Genomic DNA, 23,891 nt, shown 5'->3' with positions numbered 1-23,891 from the left:
CTTCAGATGCTTACTTCACGCTATCTGTTTTTGATAAACCTTGATGAATCCACTCAAGGAAAGGCATTCCGGCCGTCAGAACTTCCCGATATTGATGCTGCTTATGTTGAATCATTTGGAAAGTGCGCGACTATCGAAATGCCTCAGGGCGTCATCTACATCGCAGGGCATGCAAGGTGTGGGCCGAAAATGTGGGCTCTTGCTTCGGGAGGAGAAGATAACCGGCCCAATGTGCCGTGGGCGGCATTTCGCGGTTTCGGTCAAGATGAAGCCGCCGGTTTGGCTTGGAGTTGGTTAGTTTTGCGTGGTGTAGCCTGATTTTGGGGTTTCAAGCTTTGACGTGGCTGGATATTCTTGCTCGTGCCTTGGCAATCGACTCATCGAAGTCAATAGCCTCCATTTCGCCGCGCTCGTACGCATCGCCCCGACGCTCCGCCTCTTCGACCCAGGACGCGAGAATTTCGTCGTCTTCGTCAAGGCTGATCAACAAGCGTTCTGCCAGTTTGGCGCGGTCGGCCCGCGCCAGTTGCAGGGCGGCGGCTTCGATGTCTTCAAGGGGGGAATTGATCATGGTGAGAACCTCCGGTAAGGCTTGGGCAATGCTAACCCAAGCAAGTTGCCAAATCCATCCAAGGGTATAAGCGATGTCAACCGAACCCCTTGATCCCATTCCCCTTTCCGCGCTCCAGCACTGGGCGTACTGCCCGCGCCAGTGCGCGCTGATTCACGTCGAACAGGTGTTCGAAGAGAACCTGTTCACCCAGCGCGGCCAGGCCTTGCACAAGCGGGTGGATGATCCCGGTTGCGAAGTGCGCGAAGGCTTGCGCAGCGAGCGGGCGCTGCCGCTGTTCAGCGACCGGCTCGGGCTGGTCGGCAAGGCCGATGTCGTCGAGTTCCTGCCGGACGGCACACCGTACCCGGTGGAGTACAAACACGGTTCGCGCCACAAACGGGCCGACATTGCCGCTTGCGACGACATTCAACTGGCGGCGCAGGCGCTGTGCCTGGAAGAGATGTTCGGGCGTCCGGTGCCGGAAGGCGCGCTGTATTACGCATCGTCCCGCCGTCGGCGGATTGTTGCGGTCGACCAGGGGTTGCGGGCCAAAACCCTGGCGGCGATTGCCGGCGTGCGCGACATGCTGGCTGCCGGCGTGACCCCGCCGCCGCTCGCCGACGATCACTGCCACGCGTGTTCGCTGCGCGACCTTTGCCAACCCGACGTACTTCAGGCGGACGCAGGCCGGGCATCGGTACTGGCGAGCCTGTTCGATCCGGAGGCCTGACATGCAGTTGCTCAACACCTTGTACGTGACGACGCCGGAAAGCTACGTCCATCTCGACAACAACACCGTGCGCCTCGACGTGGCGCACGAAACCAAGCTGCGTGTGCCCTTGCATCACCTTGGTGCGGTGGTTTGTTTCGGACAGGTTTCGGTATCGCTGCCGTTGATGCACAAGCTGGCCGATAGCGGCGTCAGCCTGGTGCTGCTCGATATGCACGGTCGTTTCAAGGCACGGTTGGAAGGGCCGGTTTCCGGCAATGTGCTGTTGCGCCAGGCGCAGCATCGCCTGGCCGGCGACCCGGCATTTGCCCTGAGCGTGGCGCGCAACTGCATTGCCGGCAAGGTGCGCAACTGTCGCCAGGTCTTGCTGCGCGGCGCGCGCGAGGCCAAGGGCGATGAGGATGCGGCGATCCTCACCCGGGGCGCCAACGACCTGGCCGCTGCGCTGCGCGCGCTGCCGACGGCGGGCGATCTCGATACCTTGCGCGGTATCGAAGGCGAAGCGGCGCGCCAGTATTTCGCCGCGCTCAATGCGTTGATCCGTGCGCCGGCCAGGGACAGCTTCCGCATGGATGGGCGCAGCCGGCGACCACCGCGCGACCGGATCAATGCGCTGCTTTCCTTCCTCTATTCCCTGTTGATGAACGATTGTCGCTCGGCCATCGAGGCCGCCGGGCTTGATCCGCAGATCGGCTTTCTGCATGCCGTGCGTCCGGGCCGCGCCGCGTTGGCGCTCGACCTGATGGAAGAGTTCCGCTACTTTGCCGACCGCCTGGCACTGTCGCTCATCAATCGCGGCCAGCTTGTCGCCAAGGATTTTGTCGAGCGCGAAGGCGGTGCCGTGCTGCTCGAAGGCGACGCGCGCAAGACCGTGCTGGTGGCCTATCAGGAACGCAAGCAGGAAGCCCTTTCCCACCCCTTGCTCGCCGAAAGCCTGCCGTTCGGGTTGCTGCCGCACGTGCAAGCCCGCCTGCTGGCGCGGACCTTGCGCGGCGATACCGAAGAATATCTTCCCTATCTGGTGCGCTGATGCTGGTCATCGTTTGCTACGACGTCAATACAGAAACCCGCGAAGGCCGCCGCCGTTTGCGCCGCGTCGCCAAATTGTGCGAAAGCACCGGCCAGCGCGTGCAGAAATCCGTCTTCGAATGTCAGATCGATCGCGCCCAGTTCGAAGCACTGGAACGCAGCCTGGTCGCCGAAATCAAGGCCGACGAGGACAACCTGCGTTTCTACCGCATCGCCGAACTGCGCGGCTACGAGGTGCGCGAACACGGCCACTTCCGCGCGACGGATTTCGACGGGCCACTGGTCCTGTGACCATGCGCGAACCCAAAGTGCCCGGCATTTACCCGCCAGGTTCGCGTTTCCCGCAATTGACTGAATCGGCGACGGATTTTTGCACTTCGCTGGATCGATTAAGATGTTGGTCGCTCACGGAAGACGAGGTTCGCGCAACACGGCGGATTTCTCCTTTCGCGCCTGAGGTTTACGGGCGATGAGCTTCGCTCCCCGGCAACGGGGGGCGTGGATTGAAACATGTTGAGCGATGCATAATACGTCCTCATCCGCGCTTCGCTCCCCGGCAACGGGGGGCGTGGATTGAAACGGGCCGCCGGCATCCTGTGCGACGAAGCAGGCGTGCTTCGCTCCCCGGCAACGGGGGGCGTGGATTGAAACGGACAGCGTCTGGACGGGGAAGTCCGGCGCGTAGGGGCTTCGCTCCCCGGCAACGGGGGGCGTGGATTGAAACAATTTGCTGGAAAAAGTTCGGCTGCTCGACTATGGCTTCGCTCCCCGGCAACGGGGGGCGTGGATTGAAACATCCGCTCATATTGATACAACGACGACGTTTGAATGCTTCGCTCCCCGGCAACGGGGGGCGTGGATTGAAACGAGCGGCTGAAGGAATTCGGCATCAAGTCGAAGAAGGCTTCGCTCCCCGGCAACGGGGGGCGTGGATTGAAACGCCACCAAGGCAGCCATGGACGCGGACTTGAGTCGCTTCGCTCCCCGGCAACGGGGGGCGTGGATTGAAACTACGTGTTCATAGCGTTCGTGGCCGTGGCCACGTGCTTCGCTCCCCGGCAACGGGGGGCGTGGATTGAAACGTCTTGAACTCCTCCATGCCGAGTTCGTCCATCTGCTTCGCTCCCCGGCAACGGGGGGCGTGGATTGAAACCCGATGTTCGACTGCGAGAAGTACCTCGCCGGGCAGGCTTCGCTCCCCGGCAACGGGGGGCGTGGATTGAAACAAGCTGACGGAGCGGCTGCAGTCCGAGGATCGAGGCTTCGCTCCCCGGCAACGGGGGGCGTGGATTGAAACCCCTGCACCCGTTTTATTACTATAAAAACCGCATGCTTCGCTCCCCGGCAACGGGGGGCGTGGATTGAAACCCGTTGAGCAGGATGGCGACCGACGTGATATCGTCGCTTCGCTCCCCGGCAACGGGGGGCGTGGATTGAAACGAACATCACACCGAAGTAGGTGTTGCCAGCGCTGACGCTTCGCTCCCCGGCAACGGGGGGCGTGGATTGAAACGTACACCGTGCTCAGGTCGAGCGTCGGCAGCGGAAGCTTCGCTCCCCGGCAACGGGGGGCGTGGATTGAAACATCACGCCGACGTTTGCCGCCGATGGCGTGTCCGGGCTTCGCTCCCCGGCAACGGGGGGCGTGGATTGAAACAATCACTGACGAATGTTATGTAAATATACATAAGGGCTTCGCTCCCCGGCAACGGGGGGCGTGGATTGAAACGCAGCGGCCGTCGTGGGTTAGTCGTTTTTGCCTCGCTTCGCTCCCCGGCAACGGGGGGCGTGGATTGAAACATATTTACCCCCGTTTCGGTAGTACGCCGTATTCGCTTCGCTCCCCGGCAACGGGGGGCGTGGATTGAAACATATTGAGCGAAGCATAATACGTCTTCATTCGCTGCTTCGCTCCCCGGCAACGGGGGGCGTGGATTGAAACAACCTGCTCGAAAAAGTTCGGCTGCTCGACTACGGCTTCGCTCCCCGGCAACGGGGGGCGTGGATTGAAACCAATAGACGACCATATCGGTCGGGTCGCCCTGCTCGCTTCGCTCCCCGGCAACGGGGGGCGTGGATTGAAACATCTGCCAGGCCGGACATCTCGAACTGACGGCCGAGCTTCGCTCCCCGGCAACGGGGGGCGTGGATTGAAACAAGTTGCAACGTCCCCTTGAAGCGCGCATGTGTGGCTTCGCTCCCCGGCAACGGGGGGCGTGGATTGAAACAATGCGGTCAGTTCCGCAGCCGTCGTTTCCATCAAGCTTCGCTCCCCGGCAACGGGGGGCGTGGATTGAAACCGTCAGAAGCTGTTCAACGTCGGCATCGGCACACGCTTCGCTCCCCGGCAACGGGGGGCGTGGATTGAAACAGGCCGTTTCTGGCTATGGCTTTCATCGGCTTGGGCTTCGCTCCCCGGCAACGGGGGGCGTGGATTGAAACTTCGTGTCCGGTGCCGGCCAACCCGGCAGTCGAGCGCTTCGCTCCCCGGCAACGGGGGGCGTGGATTGAAACTCAACATCGGCAGCGTTATTCGGCGGCGCTGGAAGCTTCGCTCCCCGGCAACGGGGGGCGTGGATTGAAACAACGTCGGCATCGGCACACAGATTCGGCTCGAAGTGCTTCGCTCCCCGGCAACGGGGGGCGTGGATTGAAACCGTTGAGCAGGATGGCGACCGACGTGATATCGTCGGCTTCGCTCCCCGGCAACGGGGGGCGTGGATTGAAACTTGGTCTGTTTGACCATATTTTGGGGGGATACCATGCTTCGCTCCCCGGCAACGGGGGGCGTGGATTGAAACGGCAATCACGATCTTGTACTCGTCGGCGCCCTGCGGCTTCGCTCCCCGGCAACGGGGGGCGTGGATTGAAACCGACCTCCCAGTCCTGCGGCATCGCGCCAGCCCCGGCTTCGCTCCCCGGCAACGGGGGGCGTGGATTGAAACAGGTCGATGTGGTGGATGACGCCTTCCTTGCCGGGCTTCGCTCCCCGGCAACGGGGGGCGTGGATTGAAACGGCAAGTCCGAAGACATCCGCAGCCGGATCGAACGGCTTCGCTCCCCGGCAACGGGGGGCGTGGATTGAAACGGCAGAGAGACGCCGATTGCCGCGGCTTTGAACGGCTTCGCTCCCCGGCAACGGGGGGCGTGGATTGAAACAGCACTGTGCATGTCCGAGAGCAGCGATGCCAGCGCTTCGCTCCCCGGCAACGGGGGGCGTGGATTGAAACTCCATCCTCCTGGCGCAAAGCGCCGTGCCGAACAGGCTTCGCTCCCCGGCAACGGGGGGCGTGGATTGAAACGGCTTTCGTCTTGGCTTCGAAGGCGGCGATCATGGCGCTTCGCTCCCCGGCAACGGGGGGCGTGGATTGAAACAACCTCAAGCCCAGCGAGGCCAGCCAGCAGACGCTGGCTTCGCTCCCCGGCAACGGGGGGCGTGGATTGAAACGAGGCAATGGCTTCGCAGCAGATGGCGGCGATCAAGCTTCGCTCCCCGGCAACGGGGGGCGTGGATTGAAACGCCAGCCTTGACGGCCTTGAGCCAGTAGGCAACTGGCTTCGCTCCCCGGCAACGGGGGGCGTGGATTGAAACGAAATACTTGATGCCGACGGGCGAGGCAAACGGCGGCTTCGCTCCCCGGCAACGGGGGGCGTGGATTGAAACCCTGCCCCAGTCTGCCCAAGCGCTTTCGAGGCGCTGCTTCGCTCCCCGGCAACGGGGGGCGTGGATTGAAACGGTCTCCTGGATCGACGCGTGGTGCGTCCATGCGAGGCTTCGCTCCCCGGCAACGGGGGGCGTGGATTGAAACCTCAAGGCGGAGCTCGATGCAGCGGTTGATCGGCGGCTTCGCTCCCCGGCAACGGGGGGCGTGGATTGAAACATGCGCAGCATCGGCAAGCCGAGCAGCGCGCCCTGTGCTTCGCTCCCCGGCAACGGGGGGCGTGGATTGAAACCGTGTCCGTCACGCCAAACCGACCATGTATGAGTGCTTCGCTCCCCGGCAACGGGGGGCGTGGATTGAAACGTCGCCGACCTGATGGGCGACGGCCCGCGCGCGAGCTTCGCTCCCCGGCAACGGGGGGCGTGGATTGAAACTGGCTGACGTGCGATGGTCGTGGGTGTTGCTCGGGGCTTCGCTCCCCGGCAACGGGGGGCGTGGATTGAAACTTCCAGCACGGTGATGACCGTCAAGTCGCCGACACGCTTCGCTCCCCGGCAACGGGGGGCGTGGATTGAAACCCACGATGGACCATCGCCACCCGTCACGTAGCGCGGCTTCGCTCCCCGGCAACGGGGGGCGTGGATTGAAACCGGCATCGAGACCACAATACGCAATATGCCCGGCGGCTTCGCTCCCCGGCAACGGGGGGCGTGGATTGAAACCGGGATCAGCAGGTACTCACGCTGCCCGGCCTTGAGCTTCGCTCCCCGGCAACGGGGGGCGTGGATTGAAACGACGAATGAGGCCGTGAATCGGCCAGGGACGGCCGCTTCGCTCCCCGGCAACGGGGGGCGTGGATTGAAACGTCGATGACGTGCGGACTCGCGACGACGTCTTCGGGCTTCGCTCCCCGGCAACGGGGGGCGTGGATTGAAACATGGCGCCCCCGCTATTCGCAGGGGGCGGGGGTACGGATGCTTCGCTCCCCGGCAACGGGGGGCGTGGATTGAAACGAAGCAACTGTCAGCCTGATGCTGCACGACCAGGGCTTCGCTCCCCGGCAACGGGGGGCGTGGATTGAAACGAATTCTTCCTCAACGGCCATGACAACCTCGATGAGCTTCGCTCCCCGGCAACGGGGGGCGTGGATTGAAACGTCAAGGGAGACGGGAAGGCCGCGGCCAAGGCATGCTTCGCTCCCCGGCAACGGGGGGCGTGGATTGAAACCGGCCGACGCCGGCGGACGCGAACAGCTCGAAGCGCTTCGCTCCCCGGCAACGGGGGGCGTGGATTGAAACCGCGATCCGTTCATCGATGACGTCAATTCGCCAGACGCTTCGCTCCCCGGCAACGGGGGGCGTGGATTGAAACCCACTTTGCATCGCGCTCGGCGTACTCGGCACGTTCGCTTCGCTCCCCGGCAACGGGGGGCGTGGATTGAAACCATTTTTTTTCCTCCTTATAGCCAGGATTTCTCCGCTTCGCTCCCCGGCAACGGGGGGCGTGGATTGAAACTCGGTCGGATAGACGAAGCGCATCTGGTGGACGGGGCTTCGCTCCCAGACAACGGGGATGTGGTTTGAAATGTGACGAGATTACCGATAAACCAAGCCATGGACGGTGTTGTGGTTTGGGTTTCGTGCAATTTGACCGGAACTCAACCCGCTTCGACTGGGCTGGTCCGGGTGCTCAGGTGGCGATGCAATTGGCCGAAGAAGGCTTCGGGGTTGATCGGTTTGGTCGTGAAGTCGTCCATGCCGGCCGCCAGGCAGCGTTCGCGGTCCTCGGCGAAGGCGTTGGCGGTCATGGCGATGATCAGGCAGCGCTCGCCGTCGGGGAGTTCGCGGATGCGGCGGGTGGCTTCCAGACCGTCCATGACCGGCATCTGCATGTCCATCAGGATCAGGTCGTAGGGGTGCAGACCGGCCAGGGTCAGCGCTTCCTGGCCGTTTTCGGCGGCGTCGATGCGGAAATGCAGATCTTCGAGGAGCATCCGGGTGATTTCCCGGTTGATCGGCTCGTCGTCCACCAGCAGGACGCGGGCGCCGGCGAATTCTTCGAGCAGGCGCTGTTCGGCTGCGGTATCGGGTTCGCTGCGGGCGATCCTTTCCTGGGCTGCCTTGTGCAGACGGGCGGTAAACCAGAAGGTGCTGCCTTTTCCCGGTTCGCTGCTGACCCCGGTTTCGCCGCCCATCGCGGCGGCGATCCGGGCGGTGATCGCCAGTCCCAGGCCGGTTCCGCCGTACTGGCGGGTAGTCGAGCCGTCGGCCTGTTCGAAAGGCTTGAACAGCCGCTGCTGGATTGCCGGGGGAATCCCGATGCCGGTGTCGCGGACTTCAAAGCGGATCAGGACCGCATCCGCCGTTTCCTCCTGCAGGCTGGCGGTCATGAAAATGCTGCCCTGCTCGGTGAATTTGACGGCGTTGGTGGCGTAGTTGAGCAGGCATTGCTGCAGGCGGGTGCGGTCGCCGCGCAGCAGGGGCGGCAGCTCGGGAAGCGCGAAGCTCAGGCGCAGATGTTTCTCCAGCGCCCGTTCCTGAAGCATGGAGGCGACGTTCTCGAAGATGCTGCCGAGGGGGAAGTTGTCTTCCTGCAGGATCAGCTTGTCGGCTTCGATCTTCGACAGGTCGAGAACCATGTTGATGACTTCGAGCAGGTGTTCGCCGGCGGCTTCCAGTTTGTCCAGGCGCGCCTCCTGCTGGGGTGCCAGGCCGGCGCGCCGGATCAGCGCGGCCATGCCGGCGATGGCGTTGAGCGGGGTGCGGATTTCGTGGCTCATGTTGGCCAGGAAGGTCGATTTTGCCCGGCTGGCTTCTTCGGCGATTTCCTTGGCTTGCGAGAGTTCCCGGGTGCGCTCGGCAACGCGCGCTTCGAGGCCGGCGTTGAGGTCGCGTAGCTGGTGTTCGCGTTCGAGAATGGCGGAGGCCATCTGGCCGATGTCGGTGGAAAGCGCGTTGAACTCCTTGATCCGGCCTTGCGGCCAGGAACTCACGGCATGGCCGTTGGCCACCGCGTGCGCTCGTTCGACGACCAGCGCCAGCGGCCGCAGCAGCCGGGCGGCGCCGTAGATGGCGAGAAGGGCGCCGATGATCAGCGAGGCGAGGAAGCCGGCGCAGACGATCAGGCTGGTCATGCGGATTTCCGGGTGTTCGAAGCCGGCCGGCAGGCGCGAGATGAAGGACCAGCCGAGCGCGTCGGAGCGCGCGCCGCCGACGTAATAGTCGTGGCCGTTGAAGCTGAAGCGGGTCGGGAACTGCTGCCCCTTCAACACGGCGTTGAGTACCGGCGAGTTGTAGATGTTGAGTTCGCCGGGGCGCATCACGGCTTCGGTGTCGGCGAGCAGTTCGCCGCGCTGGTCGACGACCCAGATGGCGCGCCGTTTGTCGGCGGGGTTGCGGTCGATGATGTTGAGCAGGTGCTCGATCGGGATCTCCGCCAGCAACACCTGCCCGCCGTCGAGGGGGGCGGCCAGTCCGACGGTGATGACGCCGCTCAGCGCGGAGAGGTACTTGTCGCTCCAGGTGGTGACGTGGCGCTGGCGGACTTCCCGGAACAGCGGGGTGCCGGAGAGGTCGCTGCCGACGATTTCGTCTTCGAGGTGCCGGTAGGCCGGGGTCAGCCCGGCGCTCAGCACTTCGCCCTGCGGGGAAATCAGGTAGAGGGCGCGGAACACCTTGCCGTCGGCCACCGCTTCGCCAATCAGGTTGCGTGGCGCGTCGGCATGGTGCAGGGCGCGGGCGACGAGTGCCAGTTGCTCCTGGCGGGCGAGCATCTGGATTTCGATGCGGTAGGCCAGCTCGCGCGCCTCGCTCTCGTTGCGCGTCCGGATTTCCTCTTCCATCTGCGGGATGCGGGTGAGCAGGAAGACGCTGCCGACGATCAGGAAAGTCAGCACCGAGGTGATGGTCAGCAGCAGGCCGAGGTAGACCGGCAGGCGCCATTCGCGTTGTCGCACGGCGGTCATGGCAGTTGCACCAGCTGGCCGTTGCGGATTTCGGTGAAGAAAACCTGCCGGGTGGCGTCGCCGCTGGCATCGAACTGGATCTGCTGCTGCACGCCGGTATACGGGGCGTGACGAAGCAAGGCTTCCTTCATGCTTTCGCGGGGTTCCTTGCGCTGCAGGGCGGCGATGACGACATTGGCGGCGTCGTAGGCGAGCAGCGAAAACGAGCCGAATTCGCGCTGGAAGCGCTGCTTGAAGTCTTCGCGGAAGCGGCGGTAGGCCGGGCTCTGGTCGTTGCGGTCGTAGGCGTGGGTCATCAGGAGGCCTTCGACGGCGCGTCCGCCCATCTCGCTCAGCGCTTCGCCGGAGGCGGCCCATTCCGAGGAACTGAGCGGCAGTCCGGGCGCCTGTCGCCGCGCCTGCTGGGCGAGGCGCGAGGTGTCGAGCGTGCTGGCGACGAAGATCAGGGCATCCGGTCGATGTTCGAGCAGTTTGCCGATGACGCCGGCGAAACGGGCACCGGCGACGGATTCGAAACCGGCGGTGGCGCTGATCTGCCCGCCCAGCCGGGTGAATTCCTCCCGGAAGCCGGCAATCCAGGTGTCGGAGAAGGGCGCGTTGGAGGCATCGAAGGCCAGCGCCGGCCGTCGTATCCCGCGCCCGTGGAGAACGCGCGCGTGCTGGATGGCCGCCTCGCGGGTCGTGCAATTGACGCGGAAGAATTGATCGTCCTTGCCCTGGAAATTGGTCGAGGCAACGGTCGGACTGATGAGGGTGATGCCGGCAGCGTCCATCATCGGTACCACCACCTTGGCCATCGAGCTGGTCACCGGGCCGATGATGACGTCGGGGTGCAATGCGATCAGCTCCGCGGCCGCCTTTTTGGCCTGGGCGCTATCCTGGCCGTCGTCGCGGACGATCAGTTCGATTTTCCGGCCATTGATGCCGCCGGCGGCGTTCTGCTGCTCGATGGCGAGGATCACGCCGTTGCGCACGCTTTCGCCAAAATCGCTGCCGCGGTCGGACAATCCGGCCAGCAAACCGATGCGGATCGGCGCTTCGGGCTGGCAAGCGGCCAGCAGGCATAGACCAGCCACCAGGAAAAGACTTGCTCTCACGTTTGTGCCTGCCCCTCCGCCGCACGCTGCTGCCTTGTATCGGGCAGCTTGATTTGGCGCTAGGCTAGTCAGTCAAGGGGGAGCTCGTCAACCCGTGACGCAAGGTTTTGTCTGTTGCACCGGAAACCCGAGAACTGCTTCTTCGGAAATCCGGCAAAAAAGACTGCCCGAACCGGCGGGCAGTCTTCTTGTTGCCGTCGTGCGCCGGCTGGCGCGGTAGATTACTGCCCGGCTTCGCACTTCTTCATGAACGAAGCCTTGGCGGCACCGGCCAGGGCCTTGCCGTTCTTGTCCACGGCCTTGGCTGAGCAAGCGGTCTTGGCGTCGCCCTTGTTTTCCGCCTGGCACTTCTTCATGAACGAGGCCTTGGCGGCGCCGGCCAGGGGCTTGCCGTCCTTGCTGACGGCCTTCGATTCGCAGTCCGCGGCTTGCGCGAAACAGAGGCTTGCGGAGAACAAGCCGGCCAGCAATCCCATAAGCAGTTTTTTCATCATGACCTCTCGGTAGTTGATCGTTAGCGCAACGCCGCGGCGGCTTCCTGCCGGCAGCGGCCTGAGAGTAGCATCGTTGCTGACGAAAGCAATATGCCGGTGTTTGGGCTTTCACGCTGCCGTGGCAAGATTGTCCGGTGCCTTTCCTGTTTTCATCCTTGCCCGGAGACTCCAATGTCCGCCTTGTTTAGCCCTTTTTTCCTGCGTGACCTGAGCTTGCCCAACCGCATCGGCATGCCGCCGATGTGTCAGTACTCGGCCTGCGAAGGCGTCGCCAACGACTGGCACGTGCAGCATTACGGCAGCCGGGCGGTGGGCGGGGTGGGGCTGGTGATCGTCGAGGCGACGGCGGTGTTGCCGGAAGGCCGGATCAGTCCGGGCGATCTCGGGCTCTGGCACGACGAGCAGGTCGAGGCGCTGGGACGCGTGGTGCGGCTGATCGAGGCGCAGGGGGCGGTGCCGGCGATCCAGCTGGCGCATGCCGGGCGCAAGGCGAGCGTCGGTCTCGGCTGGGAGGCGCAGCGCACGCTGGCGGCGGCGGAAGGCGGGTGGACGGCGGTGGCGCCTTCGCCGCTCGCCTTCGGTTCTTACGCGGCACCGCGGGCGCTGGACGCGGGCGGCATCTGGCGCGTCGTCGATGCCTTTGCGGCGGCGGCGCGGCGGGCGGTGCGGGCCGGTTTCCGGACGGTGGAGATTCACGCCGCGCACGGCTACCTGCTGCACCAGTTCCTGTCGCCCTTGTCCAACCTGCGTGACGACGGCTACGGCGGCGATTTCGCCGGCCGCACGCGGCTCGTGCGCGAGGTCGTGGCGGCGGTGCGGGCGGTGCTGCCGGCCGGCATGCCGCTGCTGATCCGGCTGTCGGCGACGGATTGGGTGGAAGGCGGCTGGGACGCGGCGCAGACGGTTGAACTCTGCCGCCTGCTCAAGGACGATGGCGTCGATCTGGTCGATGTATCGACCGGCGGCCTGGTGGCCGATGCGAAGATTCCCGCCGGGCCGGGCTTCCAGGTGCCGTTCGCGACACGCATCCGGAGCGAGGCCGGCCCGCCGGTGGCGGCGGTCGGCTTGATCACCGAGGCAGCCCAGGCCGAAGCCATCGTCGCCAATGGCGAGGCCGACCTCGTGCTGGTCGGCCGCGAAATCCTGCGCAATCCTTTCTGGCCGTTGCAGGCGGCGCAGGAGCTGGGCGCCGATGTGGCCTGGCCGAAGCAGTACCTGCGGGCGAAGCCGGGATAACGGGAAGAGGGGGATGTGATTGCTGGGTCCGCGCGGCATGGCGCGGACCTTGGTGCAGGCTTAGTGGTCGTTGGTGACGGGAACGTTTTCTACGCTAGTGCCGCTCAGGCTCCAGCCGCCAACGCCTTCCCAGGCGTCGTTAATGGCAAAGTGGGCATCGAAGGGTGCCAGATAGGCACCGATCGCCGGCGGCGCTACCGTGATGATGGCACTGCCTTGCAGGGAAACGATTTTGGTGTATTTGCCGAGACCGGTGTAGCGAATCTGGCCGGTCACGTTGCCGATCAGGACGTCGGACATCGGACCTTGAACGGCCTGCGTCTGGCGAGCTTGGCCGCTGACGGCGCCGGTGCTTGCGTTGACCAGCAAGGAAAAATGAAGGATCGGGGCGCCCGGGGTGCCGACATTGCCGGCGGTTCCATGGACGAGATATACACCTACCTTACCAACTGTGGTTGTCATCGTCATCTCCTTTTGAGGTTGACTGGATATGCGGAATGCATACCTTGGTGGACGATGCCATAGGAATAATTTCTTGGGAAGCGGTCTTTTGTTACGCCTGCGCCGCGGCAATGCCGCAATGCGCTCCGCCAACCCCTTGTCCTTCGGGTTTGCCGTGGCGGGCAGTCGTTGGCGTTGCTCGGCTCGGGAATTGAACAACTATGCCCAGCGCCTCGCGCCTTGCCGTCCAGTCCATCCCGCTACGGCAAACCGTGACACGCCCTAGCGGAACTCGAAAGCTTCCTGGTGGAAATCCCCGCGTGGCAGGCCCTTTTCCCGGAACAGGTGGGCGAGCGCTTCGCCCCAGCGGCGCGGGCCGCAGAACCAGACGCTGGTGCCGTCGCCGCGGCAGGCGGCGATTTCCTCGCCGGTGAACGGGCCGTCGCGCTCGCTCAGGCGCCGGTGCAGGCGGACGCCGGTACGGGCGCAGAGGGCGTCGAGCTGCTCCGGGAAGGGGCTGTCGCTGGCGCAGGAGTAGAAGAGATCGGCGTCGACGCGCTGGCCGCTGGCGGCAAGCGCCTGCAGGCGGGCGAGGAAGGGTGTGATGCCGATGCCGCCGGCGACCCAGATCTGACGGGATGAAGCCGATGCGAAGTCGAACTGGCCGTAAGGGCCTTCGAGGCGGATTGTCTGGCCGGCGGCGACGGTTTGCGGCAGTTTGCCGGTGAAATCGCCGAGCGCCTTGACGGCCAGCGTCAGGGTGCCGGTTTCGGCGCTCCAGGCCGAGGCGATGGTGAACGGGTGGGCGCCTTCGCCGCGCACGCCGAAATCGGCCAGCAGGAACTGGCCGGCCTGATGGCCGGGCCAGGAGGCGGCCGGACGGCAGACGATTTCCAGTACCTGGCCGTCGGCCTGGCGAACGTTTTCGACCTGCGCCGGATGCTGGCGCCGACGGCCGATGCGGCCGCTCAGCGAGAGCAGTGCCGGCACCACGCCGAGCGCGGCGACGGCCAGCGTCGCCCAGGCCAGCGGCGTCTGCCAGAATTCCTTGGGCATCAGCAGCAGGCCGTGGAAGGCGCCGCCCAGGAAGATCAGGCCGAAAGCTTTATGCACGACGCGGAACCAGTGATAGGGCAGACGCCGGAGCAGGGCGACGACGACCAGCGCCATCAGGATGTAGCCGGCCCATTCACCGACGTCCTTGGCCAGGTCGATCCACATGTCGGGCTCGCCGCGCGGTCCGCGCGGCCGGTTCGGCCCGGCGATCAGGCCGGCCTTGGCGAGTTTCTTCGGCAACCATTCCATTTGCCAGTGCAGCAGCACCAGGATGCCGGCGCCGATGCCGATGTTCCGGTGCAGGCGGTAGAGCTTGTCCAGCCCGCCGAAGCGGCTTTCCAGCCAGGGGGCGCGGGTGGCGAGCAGCATGCCGGCGCTCATCCACCACAGGGCGACGATGCCGGAGAGGATGATCAGGTTGCGCCGCCAGAACCAGGGGCCGCCCTGTTCGGCGGCCAGCAGGTCGGGCAGGGCAAAGGCGGCCCAGAGGCCGAGCGGCAACAGGCCGAGCAGCAAGCGCGGATGTTTCATTGTTTTTCTCCCTTTTCGTGATGCCCGGAGTTTACGCCGCGGGCAACGGACAGTCTGCCGGCTGTCGGTTTCGGGATGTAAGCAAATGCAAGCGATATTGCGAGGCGAGAGCTTCGCGAGCTGTGTATAATCCGCCCCGTCATTGGGGAGTAGCCGCTCTGCATCCGCCAGAGGCCTGCGTCAACAGACTTGTCCTTACCGGGCATGGCGCAGGCGGTTCCGTACTTGGCAAGACCTTTGACCATGTCGCTTTCCCGGGCCGGAGAAGCGACGTGGTCAATCGTCCTGATCCGGCCAGGTATCTTCAGATGGAAGCTTTCCTCATCTCCACGGGCATCGTCGCCCTGGCCGAAATCGGCGACAAGACGCAACTGCTCGCCTTCATCCTCGCCGCCAAGTTCCGCAAGCCGCTGCCGATCATCGTCGGCATCCTGGTCGCCACCATCGCCAACCACGCCTTTGCCGGCGCGCTCGGCGCCTGGATCACCTCGCTGGTGGCGCCGGGAACGATGCGCTGGGTGCTCGGCCTGTCCTTCATCGCGATGGCGGTGTGGACGCTGATTCCCGACAAGATGGACGACGACGAGGCGGCGCTGGCGCGTTACGGGGTGTTCGGGACGACGCTGATCGCCTTTTTCCTGGCCGAGATGGGCGACAAGACGCAGGTCGCGACGGTGGCGCTGGCCGCGCAGTATCAGGCGGTCGTCGCCGTCGTTGCCGGCACCACGCTGGGCATGATGATCGCCAACGTGCCGGCCGTGCTGCTCGGCGACCGCATCGCCAACCGGATTCCGGTGCGCGTCGTGCATGCGATCGCCGCCGCCATTTTCGCCGTGCTCGGCGTGGCAACCTTGCTCGGTGCGGGCAGTAGCCTGGGGTTCTAGGACAGGTGGGCGGCGAGCGCGAGCACGCCGCCTAGATTGATGGCGATGCCGGCAGCGAAACGGACCGGATGCTTCCGGAAAACGGTGGTGGCGAGGCGGGTCATGGCGGCTTCCTTCGGGATCGGTATGCCGTCATTGTCGGCAAGGCGTTACCGCCTCGCCAATTGGCAATGCCGATGCGCCGCATGCGCCGCGGCTATCGCCGTCAGCGCTTGAGTTTGGCGAAGGCGTTGGCCATCGCGTTGCCGGCCGGTGGCGGGGCGTTGTGGCGGGCCTGCTGTTTCGACAGCGGGGCGCCGCGCTGGCTGCCCGCATCGTGCTTCTTCGGCTCGTCGCCCATGCGCATGGTGAGTGCGATGCGCTGGCGGGCGAGGTCGACTTCCAGCACCTTGACCTTGACCACCTGGCCGGCCTTGACCACCGCGTGCGGGTCCTTGACGAAGGTGTTGGACAGCGCCGAGACGTGCACCAGGCCGTCCTGGTGCACGCCGATGTCGACGAAGGCGCCGAAGGCGGCGACGTTGGTCACCACGCCTTCGAGGATCATGCCCGGGCGCAGGTCCTTCACTTCCTCGACACCGTCGGCGAAGGTGGCGGTCTTGAACTCGGGGCGCGGGTCGCGGCCGGGTTTTTCCAGTTCCTTGAAGATGTCCTGAACGGTCGGCAGACCGAAGCGTTCGTCGGTGTATTTACTCGGGTTGAGGCCCTTGAGCGCCTGGCTGTTGCCGAGCAGTTCTTTGATCGGCTTCTTCAGGTCGACGATGATCTTTTCGACCAGCGGATAGGCTTCCGGGTGCACGGAAGACGCGTCGAGCGGGTTGTCGCCGTTCGGCACGCGCAGGAAGCCGGCGGCCTGTTCGAAAGTCTTGTCGCCGAGGCGCGGCACCTTCTTCAGCTCGTCGCGCGACTTGAAGGCGCCGTGGGCGTCGCGGTAGCCGACGATGTTGGCGGCCAGACTGCCGTTGAGGCCGGAGATGCGGGTGAGCAGCGGCACCGAAGCGGTGTTCACATCGACGCCGACAGCGTTGACGCAATCCTCGACCACGGCATCCAGGTTCTTCGCCAGCTTGGATTGGGAAACGTCGTGCTGGTACTGGCCGACGCCGATCGACTTCGGTTCGATCTTGACCAGTTCGGCGAGCGGGTCCTGCAGCCGGCGGGCAATCGACACGGCGCCGCGGATCGAGACGTCGAGGTCGGGGAATTCCTTGGCCGCCAGTTCCGAGGCCGAATAGACCGAGGCGCCGGCTTCCGAGACGACGATCTTCTGTAGCCGCGCTTCCGGGTACTTCTTCATCACGTCCTGCACCAGCTTGTCGGTCTCGCGGCTGGCGGTGCCGTTGCCGATGGCGACCAGGGTCACGCCGTGCGTCGAGGCGAGGCGGGCGATGGTCGAGATCGAGCCGCCCCAGTCGTTGCGCGGTTCGTGCGGGTAGATGGTGGCGGTGTCGAGCAGCTTGCCGGTGGCGTCGACGACGGCGATCTTGCAGCCGGTGCGGATGCCCGGGTCGATGCCCATGGTCACGTGCTGGCCGGCCGGCGCGGCGAGCAGCAGGTCCTTCAGGTTCTTGCCGAAGATGCGGATCGCTTCTTCCTCGGCGCGCTCGCGCAGTTCGTTGACCAGTTCGAGTTCGAGGTGGGTATAGACCTTGACCTTCCAGGTCCAGCGCACGGTGTCCTGCAGCCATTTGTCGGCCGGGCGGTTCTGGTGCTTGATGCCGAAACGGGCGGCGATGCGCTGTTCGCACGGGTTGGTGCCGGGCTTGACCGCGTCTTCGTTCAATTCGGAATCGAGCACCAGGGCGACATTCAGGAAACCTTCGTTGCGCCCGCGCAACAGGGCCAGCGCGCGGTGCGAGGGCATGTTGACGATGGACTCGGCGAAGTCGAACCAGTCGCGGAACTTGGCGCCTTCGCTTTCCTTGCCTTCGACGACGGTCGATTTGAGCAGGCCGTGTTCCTTCAGGTAATCGCGCAGCGTCTGCAGCAGTTGCGCGTCCTCGGCGAACTTCTCCATCAGGATCTGGCGGGCGCCGTCGAGCACCGCCTTGGTGTCGGCGAAGCCGGCGTCGGCGTTGAGGTATTTTTCGGCTTCGTCTTCCGGCGTCAGCTCGGGGTTTTCCAGGAGGCCGAGCGCCAGCGGTTCGATGCCGGCTTCGCGGGCGATCTGCGCCTTGGTCCGGCGCTTCTGCTTGTACGGCAGGTAGAGGTCTTCCAGGCGCTGCTTCGTTTCGGCGTTCTCGATCTCGCCGCGCAGTTCCGGCGTCAGCTTGCCCTGTTCCTCGATGCTGGCGAGCACCGCGCCCCGGCGGTCCTCCAGTTCGCGCAGGTAACCGAGGCGCTCTTCGAGGTTGCGCAGTTGCGTGTCGTCGAGTTCGCCGGTGACTTCCTTGCGGTAGCGGGCGATGAAGGGCACGGTGGCGCCTTCGTCGAGCAACTGGACGGCGGCCCTGACCTGGGCGGGGCGGACGTTGAGTTCGAGGGCGATGCGGTGTTCGATGGGAGCGAGCATGGGTGCGGCGGGACAGCGGAAAGGGGCGGCAATGATGCCGTAATCCCGAGGTGAATTACAACTCTTCACGGAGTGGTGTAGGATGCCAATTGATACATCCCAACTCAAGAGGAGAGAGCACATGCAAGTGAATACCTATCTGTTTGGTACCGTCGATGTGGCAGAAGACAAGGTCATCAGCTTTCCGAACGGCTTGATCGGTTTCGAAGACAAGAAGCAGTTCATGCTCGCTCACGAGGAAGGCAAGGCCGAACCGCAGAGCTTCACGCTGCAGTCGGTGGACGATGCGGCGCTGGCTTTCCAGATCATCGATCCGACCGCGCTCGGCTTCAATTACGAGCTCGAACTGACCGACGAGGAAAACGCGCTGCTGCAGTCGCCGGCCGCCGACGACGTGGCGGTGATGATCACCCTCTACAAGCAGGAAGAAGGCGGCGGCGTCGCCCCCAGCCTGCGCGCGCCGCTGATCATCAACCTCAAGGCCCGCGTCGGCCTGCAGAAGCTGCTGGCGCAGATGACCACCAACGTCACCCTGTCCAATCTGGTGAGCAAGGTCTGAGTCTTCCGCACGGACAACAAGCCGGCCTGCGCGCCGGCTTTTATTTTTTCTGCAGGCGGGCTAGGGCGTGTTCTCGGTAACTTGCGCCAGCCGCTGCTTGCTGTGAATCCGCCCTAGCGGGTCCTGCCGGTAGTAGTCGCGCAGCAGTGCGTAAAGTGCCGGGTATTCGGCGGCGACGACGTCGGGAATGCCGAAGAAGCATTCGCTGAGAACGGCGAAGAACTCCCCGGGCGCTTCGCTGGCGTAGGGGTCGATGATCGTCTCCTCGCCGCCATCGACGCGGGTGCAGAAATCGTCGTAAGCTGCGAACAACACCTGCTCCCAGCGCTCGACGCTGAGTCCCGAATTCAGCGCCGGCATGCCGTCCACTTCGCCGTTGAGCATGTCGAGCTTGTGCGCGAACTCGTGGATGACCACGTTGTAGTCGCCGCCGGCCATCTGCACGTCCTGCCAGGAGACGAGCAGCGGGCCGCCTTCCCAGGCTTCGCCGGAAAGTACGTCGGCGTAACGGTGCACGACGCCATCGTCGTCGGCGAACTCGCGCGGGACGACGAACTCGTCGGCATAGACGACGATGCCGACCCAGTCGCCGTAGGCGCCGAGGCCGAGTTCGAGCACCGGCAGGCAGCCCTGGGCGGCGATGGCGACGCAGATTTCGTCGCTCAGTTCGAGCCCGCCGGCGGCGGTGAATTCCTTGTCGGCCAGGAAGCGTTCGGCCAGCGCCCGCAGGCGGCGCGCTTCGCCGACGTCGAGCGCGGCGAGGAAGGGCTGGCCGGCCAGCGTCCGTTGCCACAGGGCGTCGGGAATCGCCGCCGGTCGGCGGCGGCGCAGCCAGTCGAACAGGCCCATCCGCCGCTCAGCCCTTCTTCATCGTCAGCCAGATGCCAGCAAAGATCAGCGCGATGCCGACATAGTGGTAGAGGTGCGGGATTTCGCCGAGGAAGACGACCGAGAGCAGGGTGCCGAACACCGGCATCAGGTGGATGAACAGGCTGGCCTTGCTGGCGCCGACTTCGGCGACGCCGCGGTTGTAGAAGATGTAGCCGACGAAGCTCGGGAAGATGCCGACGTAGGCGAGCGAAAGCAGCGAGCCGGCATGCACGTTGATCGTCCGCCCTTGCGCCACCTCCCACAGGTAGGCGGGAAACAGCGCGGCGAGGCCGACCAGCGTGAACGCGGCGAGCGCCAGCATCGGGTGCACGCCGGCCGGGCGCCAGGCCAGGCCGACGGTGTAGATGGCCCAGACGGCGACGGCGCCGAGCATCCAGAGGTCGCCGATGTTGAGGTTGAGATGGAGCAGCACGCCCAGTTCGCCGCGGGCGACGATGCCCAGCGCGCCGAGCAGCGAAACGAGGACGCCGGTCGCCGCCAGCGGCGTCAGCCGCTTGCCGAGGAAAGCCCAGGAAATGGCGATGGTGGCGACCGGGATGAAGGAGTTGAGCAGCACCGCGTTGGTCGCCGTCGTCGTCTGCAGCGCCAGGTAGGCAAAGGTGTTGTAGCCGCCGACGCCGAACAGGCCGAGGGCGAGCACCGGCCGCCAGCCTTTTTTCAGCAGCGGCCACTGCGCCTTGAGGTGCGGCAGCGCCAGCGGCAGCACCAGCAGGAAGGCGATCGCCCAGCGCCAGAAGGCCAGCGCCAGCGGCGGCACGTCGGCGCGGATGCCGCGACCGAGCACCATGTTGCCCGACCAGAAGAGCGCGGTCAGGGTCAGCAGGAGGTAGGGGTTGGTCAGGAATTTCGGCATGGTCGGCGGATTATGCCTTCAGACGGCTGCACTGTCGGCGCTTTCCCGATCGGCGTGGGGCAGGGTTTTCCTCTTTGACAGTTGCCCCCGACGCTTGCCACTATACGTTTGCCGAAGCCGATCTCGGCTTCTTCTTCCTCAGGAGATTCAGATGAAACGTATCGTTCTTGCTGCCGCTCTCGCTACTGTCTTTTCCACCGCCGCCGTGACGCCGGCGCTGGCCCAGGAAGCTTCGACCCTGAAGAAGGTCAAGGAAACCGGCAGCATCACGCTCGGTCACCGCGAATCGTCGATTCCGTTCTCTTACTACGACGACAAGCAGCAGGTCATCGGCTACTCGCACGAGCTGATGCTCAAGGTCGTCGACGCGGTCAAGAGCGAGCTGAAACTGGCCAAGCTCGACACCAAGCTGATGCCGGTCACTTCCGCCAACCGCATCACGCTGATCCAGAACGGCACCGTCGACATCGAATGCGGTTCGACTACCAACAACCTGGAGCGCCAGAAGCAGGTCGGCTTCTCGACCACCATCTTCGTCATCGGTACCCGTCTGATGACCAAGAAGACTTCCGGCATCGACGACTTCGCCGACCTCGCCGGCAAGAACGTCGTCACTACCGCCGGCACGACCTCCGAGCGTCTGATCCGCAAGATGAACGAAGAGAAGAAGATGGGCATGAACGTGATCTCGGCCAAGGACCATGGCGAGAGCTTCCTGACCCTGGAAACCGGCCGTGCCGTCGCCTTCATGATGGACGACGCGCTGCTCTACGGCGAAATGGCCAAGGCCAAGAAGCCGGGCGACTGGGCGGTGGTCGGCACGGCGCAGTCGAAGGAAGCCTACGGCTGCATGCTGCGCAAGGACGACCCCGAATTCAAGAAGGTGGTCGATGCCGCGCTGACCAAGGCGATGACTTCCGGCGATGCCGAGAAGATCTACAACAAGTGGTTCATGAACCCGATCCCGCCCAAGGGCCTGAACCTCAACATGCCGCTCTCGGCCGAAATGAAGGCCCTGTACAAGGCGCCGAACGACAAGGCGTTCGAGTAGTTCCCAGCACCACTTGCTGCTCGTCCCCCGGCGCGGGGGACGAGTGCCGGTCGCATCATCTTTGCCAGGCCTCGGCCGGAGTTCCTGGCTGCCTGGGAGGCAGGGTAAGCGGGCTTCCCGATCCGAGGGGGAAAAGTCATGAACTACCAATGGAACTGGCACGTCTTCCTGCAGCCGACGGCGGCGGGCGACGACATTTACCTGGGCTGGATGCTGTCCGGCCTGCAGATGACCGTGCTGCTCTCGCTGAGCGCCTGGCTCATCGCCCTCCTGCTCGGCGCCGTCATGGGTGTCCTGCGCACGGTGCCGAACAAGGCGCTGAGCGGCCTGGCCACCGCCTACGTCGAGTTGTTCCGCAACATCCCGCTGCTCGTGCAACTGTTCATCTGGTACTTCGTGCTGCCGGAACTGTTGCCGGTCTCGATCGGTGACGCCTACAAGCAGTCGCACCCGGTGTTCCAGCAATTCCTGGCGGCGATGGTCTGTCTCGGGCTGTTCACCAGCGCGCGGGTCGCCGAGCAGGTGCGTTCCGGCATCAACTCGCTGCCGCGCGGCCAGAAGAACGCCGGCCTGGCGCTCGGTCTCACCCTCGGCCAGACCTACCGCTTCGTCATGCTGCCGATGGCTTTCCGGCTGATCGTGCCGCCGCTGACCTCGGAGTTCCTCAACATCTTCAAGAACTCCGCCGTCTGCTCGACCATCGGCCTCCTCGAACTCGCCGCGCAAGGCCGTCAATTGGTCGATTACACGGCGCAGCCCTACGAATCCTTCATCGCCGTCACCGTCGCCTATGTCGCGATCAACATCATCGTCATGACGCTGATGAAGAAGCTCGAAGACAAGGTCCGCGTGCCGGGCTACATGGGAGGCAAGTAACATGGTCTACGAATTCGACTGGTCGTCGATCCCCGGGGCGCTGCCCTTCCTCTGGGACGGCATGAAGATCTCGCTGGAAATCACGCTGACGGCGATCGTCGTCGGCATCGTCTGGGGCACGCTGCTGGCGATGATGCGGCTGTCGTCGGTGAAACCGCTGTCGCTGTTCGCCGCCGGCTACGTGAACCTGTTCCGCGCCGTGCCGCTGGTCATGGTCCTGCTCTGGTTCTTCCTGATCGTCCCCAAGTTCATCGAGCAGTTGTTCAACTTGCCGCCCGGTGCCGATATGCGCCTGACCTCGGCGATGATCGGCTTCGCGCTGTTCGAGTCGGCCTACTACTCGGAGATCATCCGCGCCGGCATCCAGTCGGTGCCGAAGGGCCAGATGGCGGCCTGCCAGGCGCTGGGCATGACCTACGGCCAGGCGATGCGCCTGGTGATTCTGCCGCAGGCCTTCCGCAACATGCTGCCGCTGCTGCTGACCCAGGCCATCATCCTGTTCCAGGACACCTCGCTGGTCTACGTGTCCGCGCTGGCCGACTTCTTCGGCGCCGCCTACAAGGTTGGCGACCGCGACGGGCGGCTGGTCGAACTGCTGCTGTTCGCCGGTCTCGTCTATTTCGTCCTCTGCTTTGCCGCGTTGACGCTGGTCAAGCACCTGCAGAAAAAATACCACCCGGCCTGAAGCCGCGTACCCAGGAGATAGTCATGATCCAGATTTCCCATGTCAGCAAGAGCTACGGTTCGTTCGACGTGCTCAAGGACTGCAGCACCACCGTCAACAAGGGCGAGGTGATCGTCGTCTGCGGCCCGTCGGGCTCCGGCAAATCGACGCTGATCAAGTGCGTCAATGGCCTCGAACCCTTCCAGTCGGGCGAGATCATCGTCAACGGCACCTCGGTCGGCGACCCCAAGACCAACCTGTCGAAGCTGCGCGCCCACGTCGGGATGGTGTTCCAGAACTTCGAGCTGTTCCCACACATGAGCATCACCCAGAACCTGGCGATCGCCCAGGTCAAGGTGCTCGGCCGCAAGCAGGATGAGGCCATCGACAAGGGTCTCAAGCTGCTCGACCGGGTCGGTCTGAAGGCGCACGCGCACAAGTTCCCCGGCCAGCTGTCCGGCGGCCAGCAACAGCGCGTGGCGATCGCCCGGGCGCTGGCGATGGACCCGATCTGCATGCTGTTCGACGAGCCGACCTCGGCGCTCGACCCGGAAATGGTCAACGAAGTGCTCGACGTGATGACCGAACTGGCCAAGGAAGGCATGACCATGATGTGCGTGACGCACGAAATGGGCTTTGCCCGCCGCGTCGCCAACCGCGTCATCTTCATGGACCACGGCCAGATCGTCGAGGACGACGAGAAGGAAGCTTTCTTCGGCAACCCGCGTTCGGAACGGGCGCAGCAGTTCCTGGCCAAGATACTGCACCACTGACAAACCGCGCCCCGACCAGCGACCACACCGGAGAC

The 23,891-nt window shown here is 64.5% G+C and carries 20 protein-coding genes, 1 CRISPR repeat array and 1 riboswitch; of the genes, 11 read left to right on the top strand and 9 right to left on the bottom strand.

The annotated features are described in order from the left end of the window. The first annotated feature begins 6 nt into the window (after window positions 1-6). Window positions 7-318: a hypothetical protein gene (locus tag AC0KWY_RS06510; RefSeq protein ID WP_474028822.1), complete on the top strand. Its 312-nt coding sequence runs from the start codon at window positions 7-9 to the stop codon at window positions 316-318. Window positions 319-328: 10 nt separating this feature from the next. Here AC0KWY_RS06510 and AC0KWY_RS06505 read toward each other — a convergent pair whose 3' ends face one another. Next, a complete protein-coding gene (locus tag AC0KWY_RS06505) occupies window positions 329-571 on the bottom strand; it encodes an addiction module protein (RefSeq protein WP_474028821.1) in 243 nt (80 codons plus the stop codon). 73 nt (window positions 572-644) lie between these two features. Between AC0KWY_RS06505 and cas4 the strand changes: the two genes are divergently transcribed. Genes cas4 through cas2 form a run of 3 tightly spaced genes read left to right on the top strand, consistent with a single transcriptional unit; the run spans window position 645 to window position 2,603 of the window. Then, window positions 645-1,283 (top strand): CRISPR-associated protein Cas4, encoded by a 639-nt coding sequence (gene cas4 / locus AC0KWY_RS06500; protein ID WP_474028820.1) that lies wholly within the window; start codon window positions 645-647, stop codon window positions 1,281-1,283. 1 nt (window position 1,284) lies between these two features. Beyond that, window positions 1,285-2,313: a type I-C CRISPR-associated endonuclease Cas1c gene (gene cas1c / locus AC0KWY_RS06495; RefSeq protein WP_474028819.1), complete on the top strand. Its 1,029-nt coding sequence runs from the start codon at window positions 1,285-1,287 to the stop codon at window positions 2,311-2,313. Next, on the top strand, window positions 2,313-2,603 hold the full coding sequence (gene cas2, locus AC0KWY_RS06490; protein ID WP_474028818.1) for a CRISPR-associated endonuclease Cas2: 291 nt from the start codon (window positions 2,313-2,315) through the stop codon (window positions 2,601-2,603). Before cas1c ends, cas2 begins: the two co-directional genes overlap by 1 nt. Before the next feature lie 182 nt (window positions 2,604-2,785). Next, window positions 2,786-7,489: a CRISPR direct-repeat array (repeat unit 37 nt; unit sequence GCTTCGCTCCCCGGCAACGGGGGGCGTGGATTGAAAC). Window positions 7,490-7,631: 142 nt separating this feature from the next. On the opposite strand, the gene AC0KWY_RS06485 is transcribed toward cas2, so the two are convergent. From AC0KWY_RS06485 to AC0KWY_RS06475, 3 genes are all read right to left on the bottom strand, one after another. After that, on the bottom strand, window positions 7,632-9,938 hold the full coding sequence (locus AC0KWY_RS06485; protein ID WP_474028817.1) for a hybrid sensor histidine kinase/response regulator: 2,307 nt from the start codon (window positions 9,936-9,938) through the stop codon (window positions 7,632-7,634). Next, window positions 9,935-11,035 carry an ABC transporter substrate-binding protein gene (locus tag AC0KWY_RS06480; protein ID WP_474028816.1) on the bottom strand — a complete coding sequence of 367 codons (1,101 nt, stop codon included), beginning with the start codon at window positions 11,033-11,035 and terminating at the stop codon, window positions 9,935-9,937. Before AC0KWY_RS06480 ends, AC0KWY_RS06485 begins: the two co-directional genes overlap by 4 nt. Window positions 11,036-11,256: 221 nt before the next feature. Further along, window positions 11,257-11,526: a hypothetical protein gene (locus tag AC0KWY_RS06475; RefSeq protein WP_474028815.1), complete on the bottom strand. Its 270-nt coding sequence runs from the start codon at window positions 11,524-11,526 to the stop codon at window positions 11,257-11,259. Between the two features lie 174 nt (window positions 11,527-11,700). Between AC0KWY_RS06475 and AC0KWY_RS06470 the strand changes: the two genes are divergently transcribed. After that, complete coding sequence (locus AC0KWY_RS06470) at window positions 11,701-12,765, top strand: NADH:flavin oxidoreductase/NADH oxidase (RefSeq protein ID WP_474028814.1); 1,065 nt, start codon at window positions 11,701-11,703, stop codon at window positions 12,763-12,765. Window positions 12,766-12,825: 60 nt separating this feature from the next. Here the strand turns inward: AC0KWY_RS06470 and AC0KWY_RS06465 are convergent, their stop codons facing one another. Beyond that, window positions 12,826-13,227: a DUF1842 domain-containing protein gene (locus AC0KWY_RS06465; RefSeq protein ID WP_474028813.1), complete on the bottom strand. Its 402-nt coding sequence runs from the start codon at window positions 13,225-13,227 to the stop codon at window positions 12,826-12,828. Window positions 13,228-13,488: 261 nt separating this feature from the next. Beyond that, window positions 13,489-14,793: a ferredoxin reductase family protein gene (locus AC0KWY_RS06460; protein WP_474028812.1), complete on the bottom strand. Its 1,305-nt coding sequence runs from the start codon at window positions 14,791-14,793 to the stop codon at window positions 13,489-13,491. A gap of 132 nt (window positions 14,794-14,925) precedes the next feature. After that, window positions 14,926-15,098, top strand: a riboswitch (yybP-ykoY riboswitch). A gap of 3 nt (window positions 15,099-15,101) precedes the next feature. Between AC0KWY_RS06460 and AC0KWY_RS06455 the strand changes: the two genes are divergently transcribed. Continuing rightward, a complete protein-coding gene (locus AC0KWY_RS06455; protein ID WP_474028811.1) occupies window positions 15,102-15,677 on the top strand; it encodes a TMEM165/GDT1 family protein in 576 nt (191 codons plus the stop codon). 205 nt (window positions 15,678-15,882) lie between these two features. Here the strand turns inward: AC0KWY_RS06455 and AC0KWY_RS06450 are convergent, their stop codons facing one another. After that, entirely contained in the window at window positions 15,883-18,189 is a 2,307-nt protein-coding gene (locus AC0KWY_RS06450; protein ID WP_474028810.1) for a Tex family protein, read from the bottom strand. Between the two features lie 121 nt (window positions 18,190-18,310). Between AC0KWY_RS06450 and fliW the strand changes: the two genes are divergently transcribed. Further along, the gene (gene fliW, locus AC0KWY_RS06445) at window positions 18,311-18,748 is read left to right on the top strand and encodes a flagellar assembly protein FliW (RefSeq protein WP_474028809.1); all 438 of its coding nucleotides are present in this window, start codon (window positions 18,311-18,313) and stop codon (window positions 18,746-18,748) included. Between the two features lie 60 nt (window positions 18,749-18,808). Here the strand turns inward: fliW and AC0KWY_RS06440 are convergent, their stop codons facing one another. Both AC0KWY_RS06440 and AC0KWY_RS06435 read right to left on the bottom strand, forming a co-directional pair. Further along, on the bottom strand, window positions 18,809-19,597 hold the full coding sequence (locus AC0KWY_RS06440) for a M90 family metallopeptidase (protein WP_474028808.1): 789 nt from the start codon (window positions 19,595-19,597) through the stop codon (window positions 18,809-18,811). Between the two features lie 7 nt (window positions 19,598-19,604). Then, the gene (locus AC0KWY_RS06435; RefSeq protein ID WP_474028807.1) at window positions 19,605-20,492 is read right to left on the bottom strand and encodes a DMT family transporter; all 888 of its coding nucleotides are present in this window, start codon (window positions 20,490-20,492) and stop codon (window positions 19,605-19,607) included. A gap of 151 nt (window positions 20,493-20,643) precedes the next feature. Here AC0KWY_RS06435 and AC0KWY_RS06430 point away from each other — a divergent pair, with 151 nt between their 5' ends. The 4 genes from AC0KWY_RS06430 to AC0KWY_RS06415 all read left to right on the top strand — a co-directional run bounded on the left by AC0KWY_RS06430 (window position 20,644) and on the right by AC0KWY_RS06415 (window position 23,856). Beyond that, window positions 20,644-21,543, top strand: coding sequence for a glutamate/aspartate ABC transporter substrate-binding protein (locus tag AC0KWY_RS06430; protein WP_474028806.1), 900 nt, complete (start codon window positions 20,644-20,646; stop codon window positions 21,541-21,543). Between the two features lie 138 nt (window positions 21,544-21,681). Next, on the top strand, window positions 21,682-22,419 hold the full coding sequence (locus tag AC0KWY_RS06425) for an amino acid ABC transporter permease (RefSeq protein WP_474028805.1): 738 nt from the start codon (window positions 21,682-21,684) through the stop codon (window positions 22,417-22,419). A 1-nt stretch (window position 22,420) separates the two neighbouring features. Then, window positions 22,421-23,104 (top strand): glutamate/aspartate ABC transporter permease GltK, encoded by a 684-nt coding sequence (gene gltK, locus AC0KWY_RS06420; RefSeq protein ID WP_474028804.1) that lies wholly within the window; start codon window positions 22,421-22,423, stop codon window positions 23,102-23,104. Between the two features lie 23 nt (window positions 23,105-23,127). Further along, window positions 23,128-23,856, top strand: coding sequence for an amino acid ABC transporter ATP-binding protein (locus tag AC0KWY_RS06415; protein WP_474028803.1), 729 nt, complete (start codon window positions 23,128-23,130; stop codon window positions 23,854-23,856). The last annotated feature ends 35 nt before the right edge of the window (window positions 23,857-23,891 follow it).

The sequence above is a fragment of the Azonexus sp. MM2026_4 genome, from assembly GCF_055901855.1.
The sequence above is the reverse complement of the archived record's forward strand: the minus strand, read 5'-3'. Positions and strand labels throughout refer to the sequence as shown.

What these genes read in the sequence shown, in the direction of transcription:
- AC0KWY_RS06510 (WP_474028822.1), top strand. Translation starts at nt 7, where the DNA reads ATGCTTACTTCACGCTATCTGTTTTTGATAAACCTTGATGAATCCACT.
- AC0KWY_RS06505 (WP_474028821.1), bottom strand. Translation starts at nt 571, where the DNA reads ATGATCAATTCCCCCCTTGAAGACATCGAAGCCGCCGCCCTGCAACTG.
- cas4 (WP_474028820.1), top strand. Translation starts at nt 645, where the DNA reads ATGTCAACCGAACCCCTTGATCCCATTCCCCTTTCCGCGCTCCAGCAC.
- cas1c (WP_474028819.1), top strand. Translation starts at nt 1,285, where the DNA reads ATGCAGTTGCTCAACACCTTGTACGTGACGACGCCGGAAAGCTACGTC.
- cas2 (WP_474028818.1), top strand. Translation starts at nt 2,313, where the DNA reads ATGCTGGTCATCGTTTGCTACGACGTCAATACAGAAACCCGCGAAGGC.
- AC0KWY_RS06485 (WP_474028817.1), bottom strand. Translation starts at nt 9,938, where the DNA reads ATGACCGCCGTGCGACAACGCGAATGGCGCCTGCCGGTCTACCTCGGC.
- AC0KWY_RS06475 (WP_474028815.1), bottom strand. Translation starts at nt 11,526, where the DNA reads ATGAAAAAACTGCTTATGGGATTGCTGGCCGGCTTGTTCTCCGCAAGC.
- AC0KWY_RS06470 (WP_474028814.1), top strand. Translation starts at nt 11,701, where the DNA reads ATGTCCGCCTTGTTTAGCCCTTTTTTCCTGCGTGACCTGAGCTTGCCC.
- AC0KWY_RS06465 (WP_474028813.1), bottom strand. Translation starts at nt 13,227, where the DNA reads ATGACAACCACAGTTGGTAAGGTAGGTGTATATCTCGTCCATGGAACC.
- AC0KWY_RS06460 (WP_474028812.1), bottom strand. Translation starts at nt 14,793, where the DNA reads ATGAAACATCCGCGCTTGCTGCTCGGCCTGTTGCCGCTCGGCCTCTGG.
- AC0KWY_RS06455 (WP_474028811.1), top strand. Translation starts at nt 15,102, where the DNA reads ATGGAAGCTTTCCTCATCTCCACGGGCATCGTCGCCCTGGCCGAAATC.
- AC0KWY_RS06450 (WP_474028810.1), bottom strand. Translation starts at nt 18,189, where the DNA reads ATGCTCGCTCCCATCGAACACCGCATCGCCCTCGAACTCAACGTCCGC.
- fliW (WP_474028809.1), top strand. Translation starts at nt 18,311, where the DNA reads ATGCAAGTGAATACCTATCTGTTTGGTACCGTCGATGTGGCAGAAGAC.
- AC0KWY_RS06440 (WP_474028808.1), bottom strand. Translation starts at nt 19,597, where the DNA reads ATGGGCCTGTTCGACTGGCTGCGCCGCCGCCGACCGGCGGCGATTCCC.
- AC0KWY_RS06435 (WP_474028807.1), bottom strand. Translation starts at nt 20,492, where the DNA reads ATGCCGAAATTCCTGACCAACCCCTACCTCCTGCTGACCCTGACCGCG.
- AC0KWY_RS06430 (WP_474028806.1), top strand. Translation starts at nt 20,644, where the DNA reads ATGAAACGTATCGTTCTTGCTGCCGCTCTCGCTACTGTCTTTTCCACC.
- AC0KWY_RS06425 (WP_474028805.1), top strand. Translation starts at nt 21,682, where the DNA reads ATGAACTACCAATGGAACTGGCACGTCTTCCTGCAGCCGACGGCGGCG.
- gltK (WP_474028804.1), top strand. Translation starts at nt 22,421, where the DNA reads ATGGTCTACGAATTCGACTGGTCGTCGATCCCCGGGGCGCTGCCCTTC.
- AC0KWY_RS06415 (WP_474028803.1), top strand. Translation starts at nt 23,128, where the DNA reads ATGATCCAGATTTCCCATGTCAGCAAGAGCTACGGTTCGTTCGACGTG.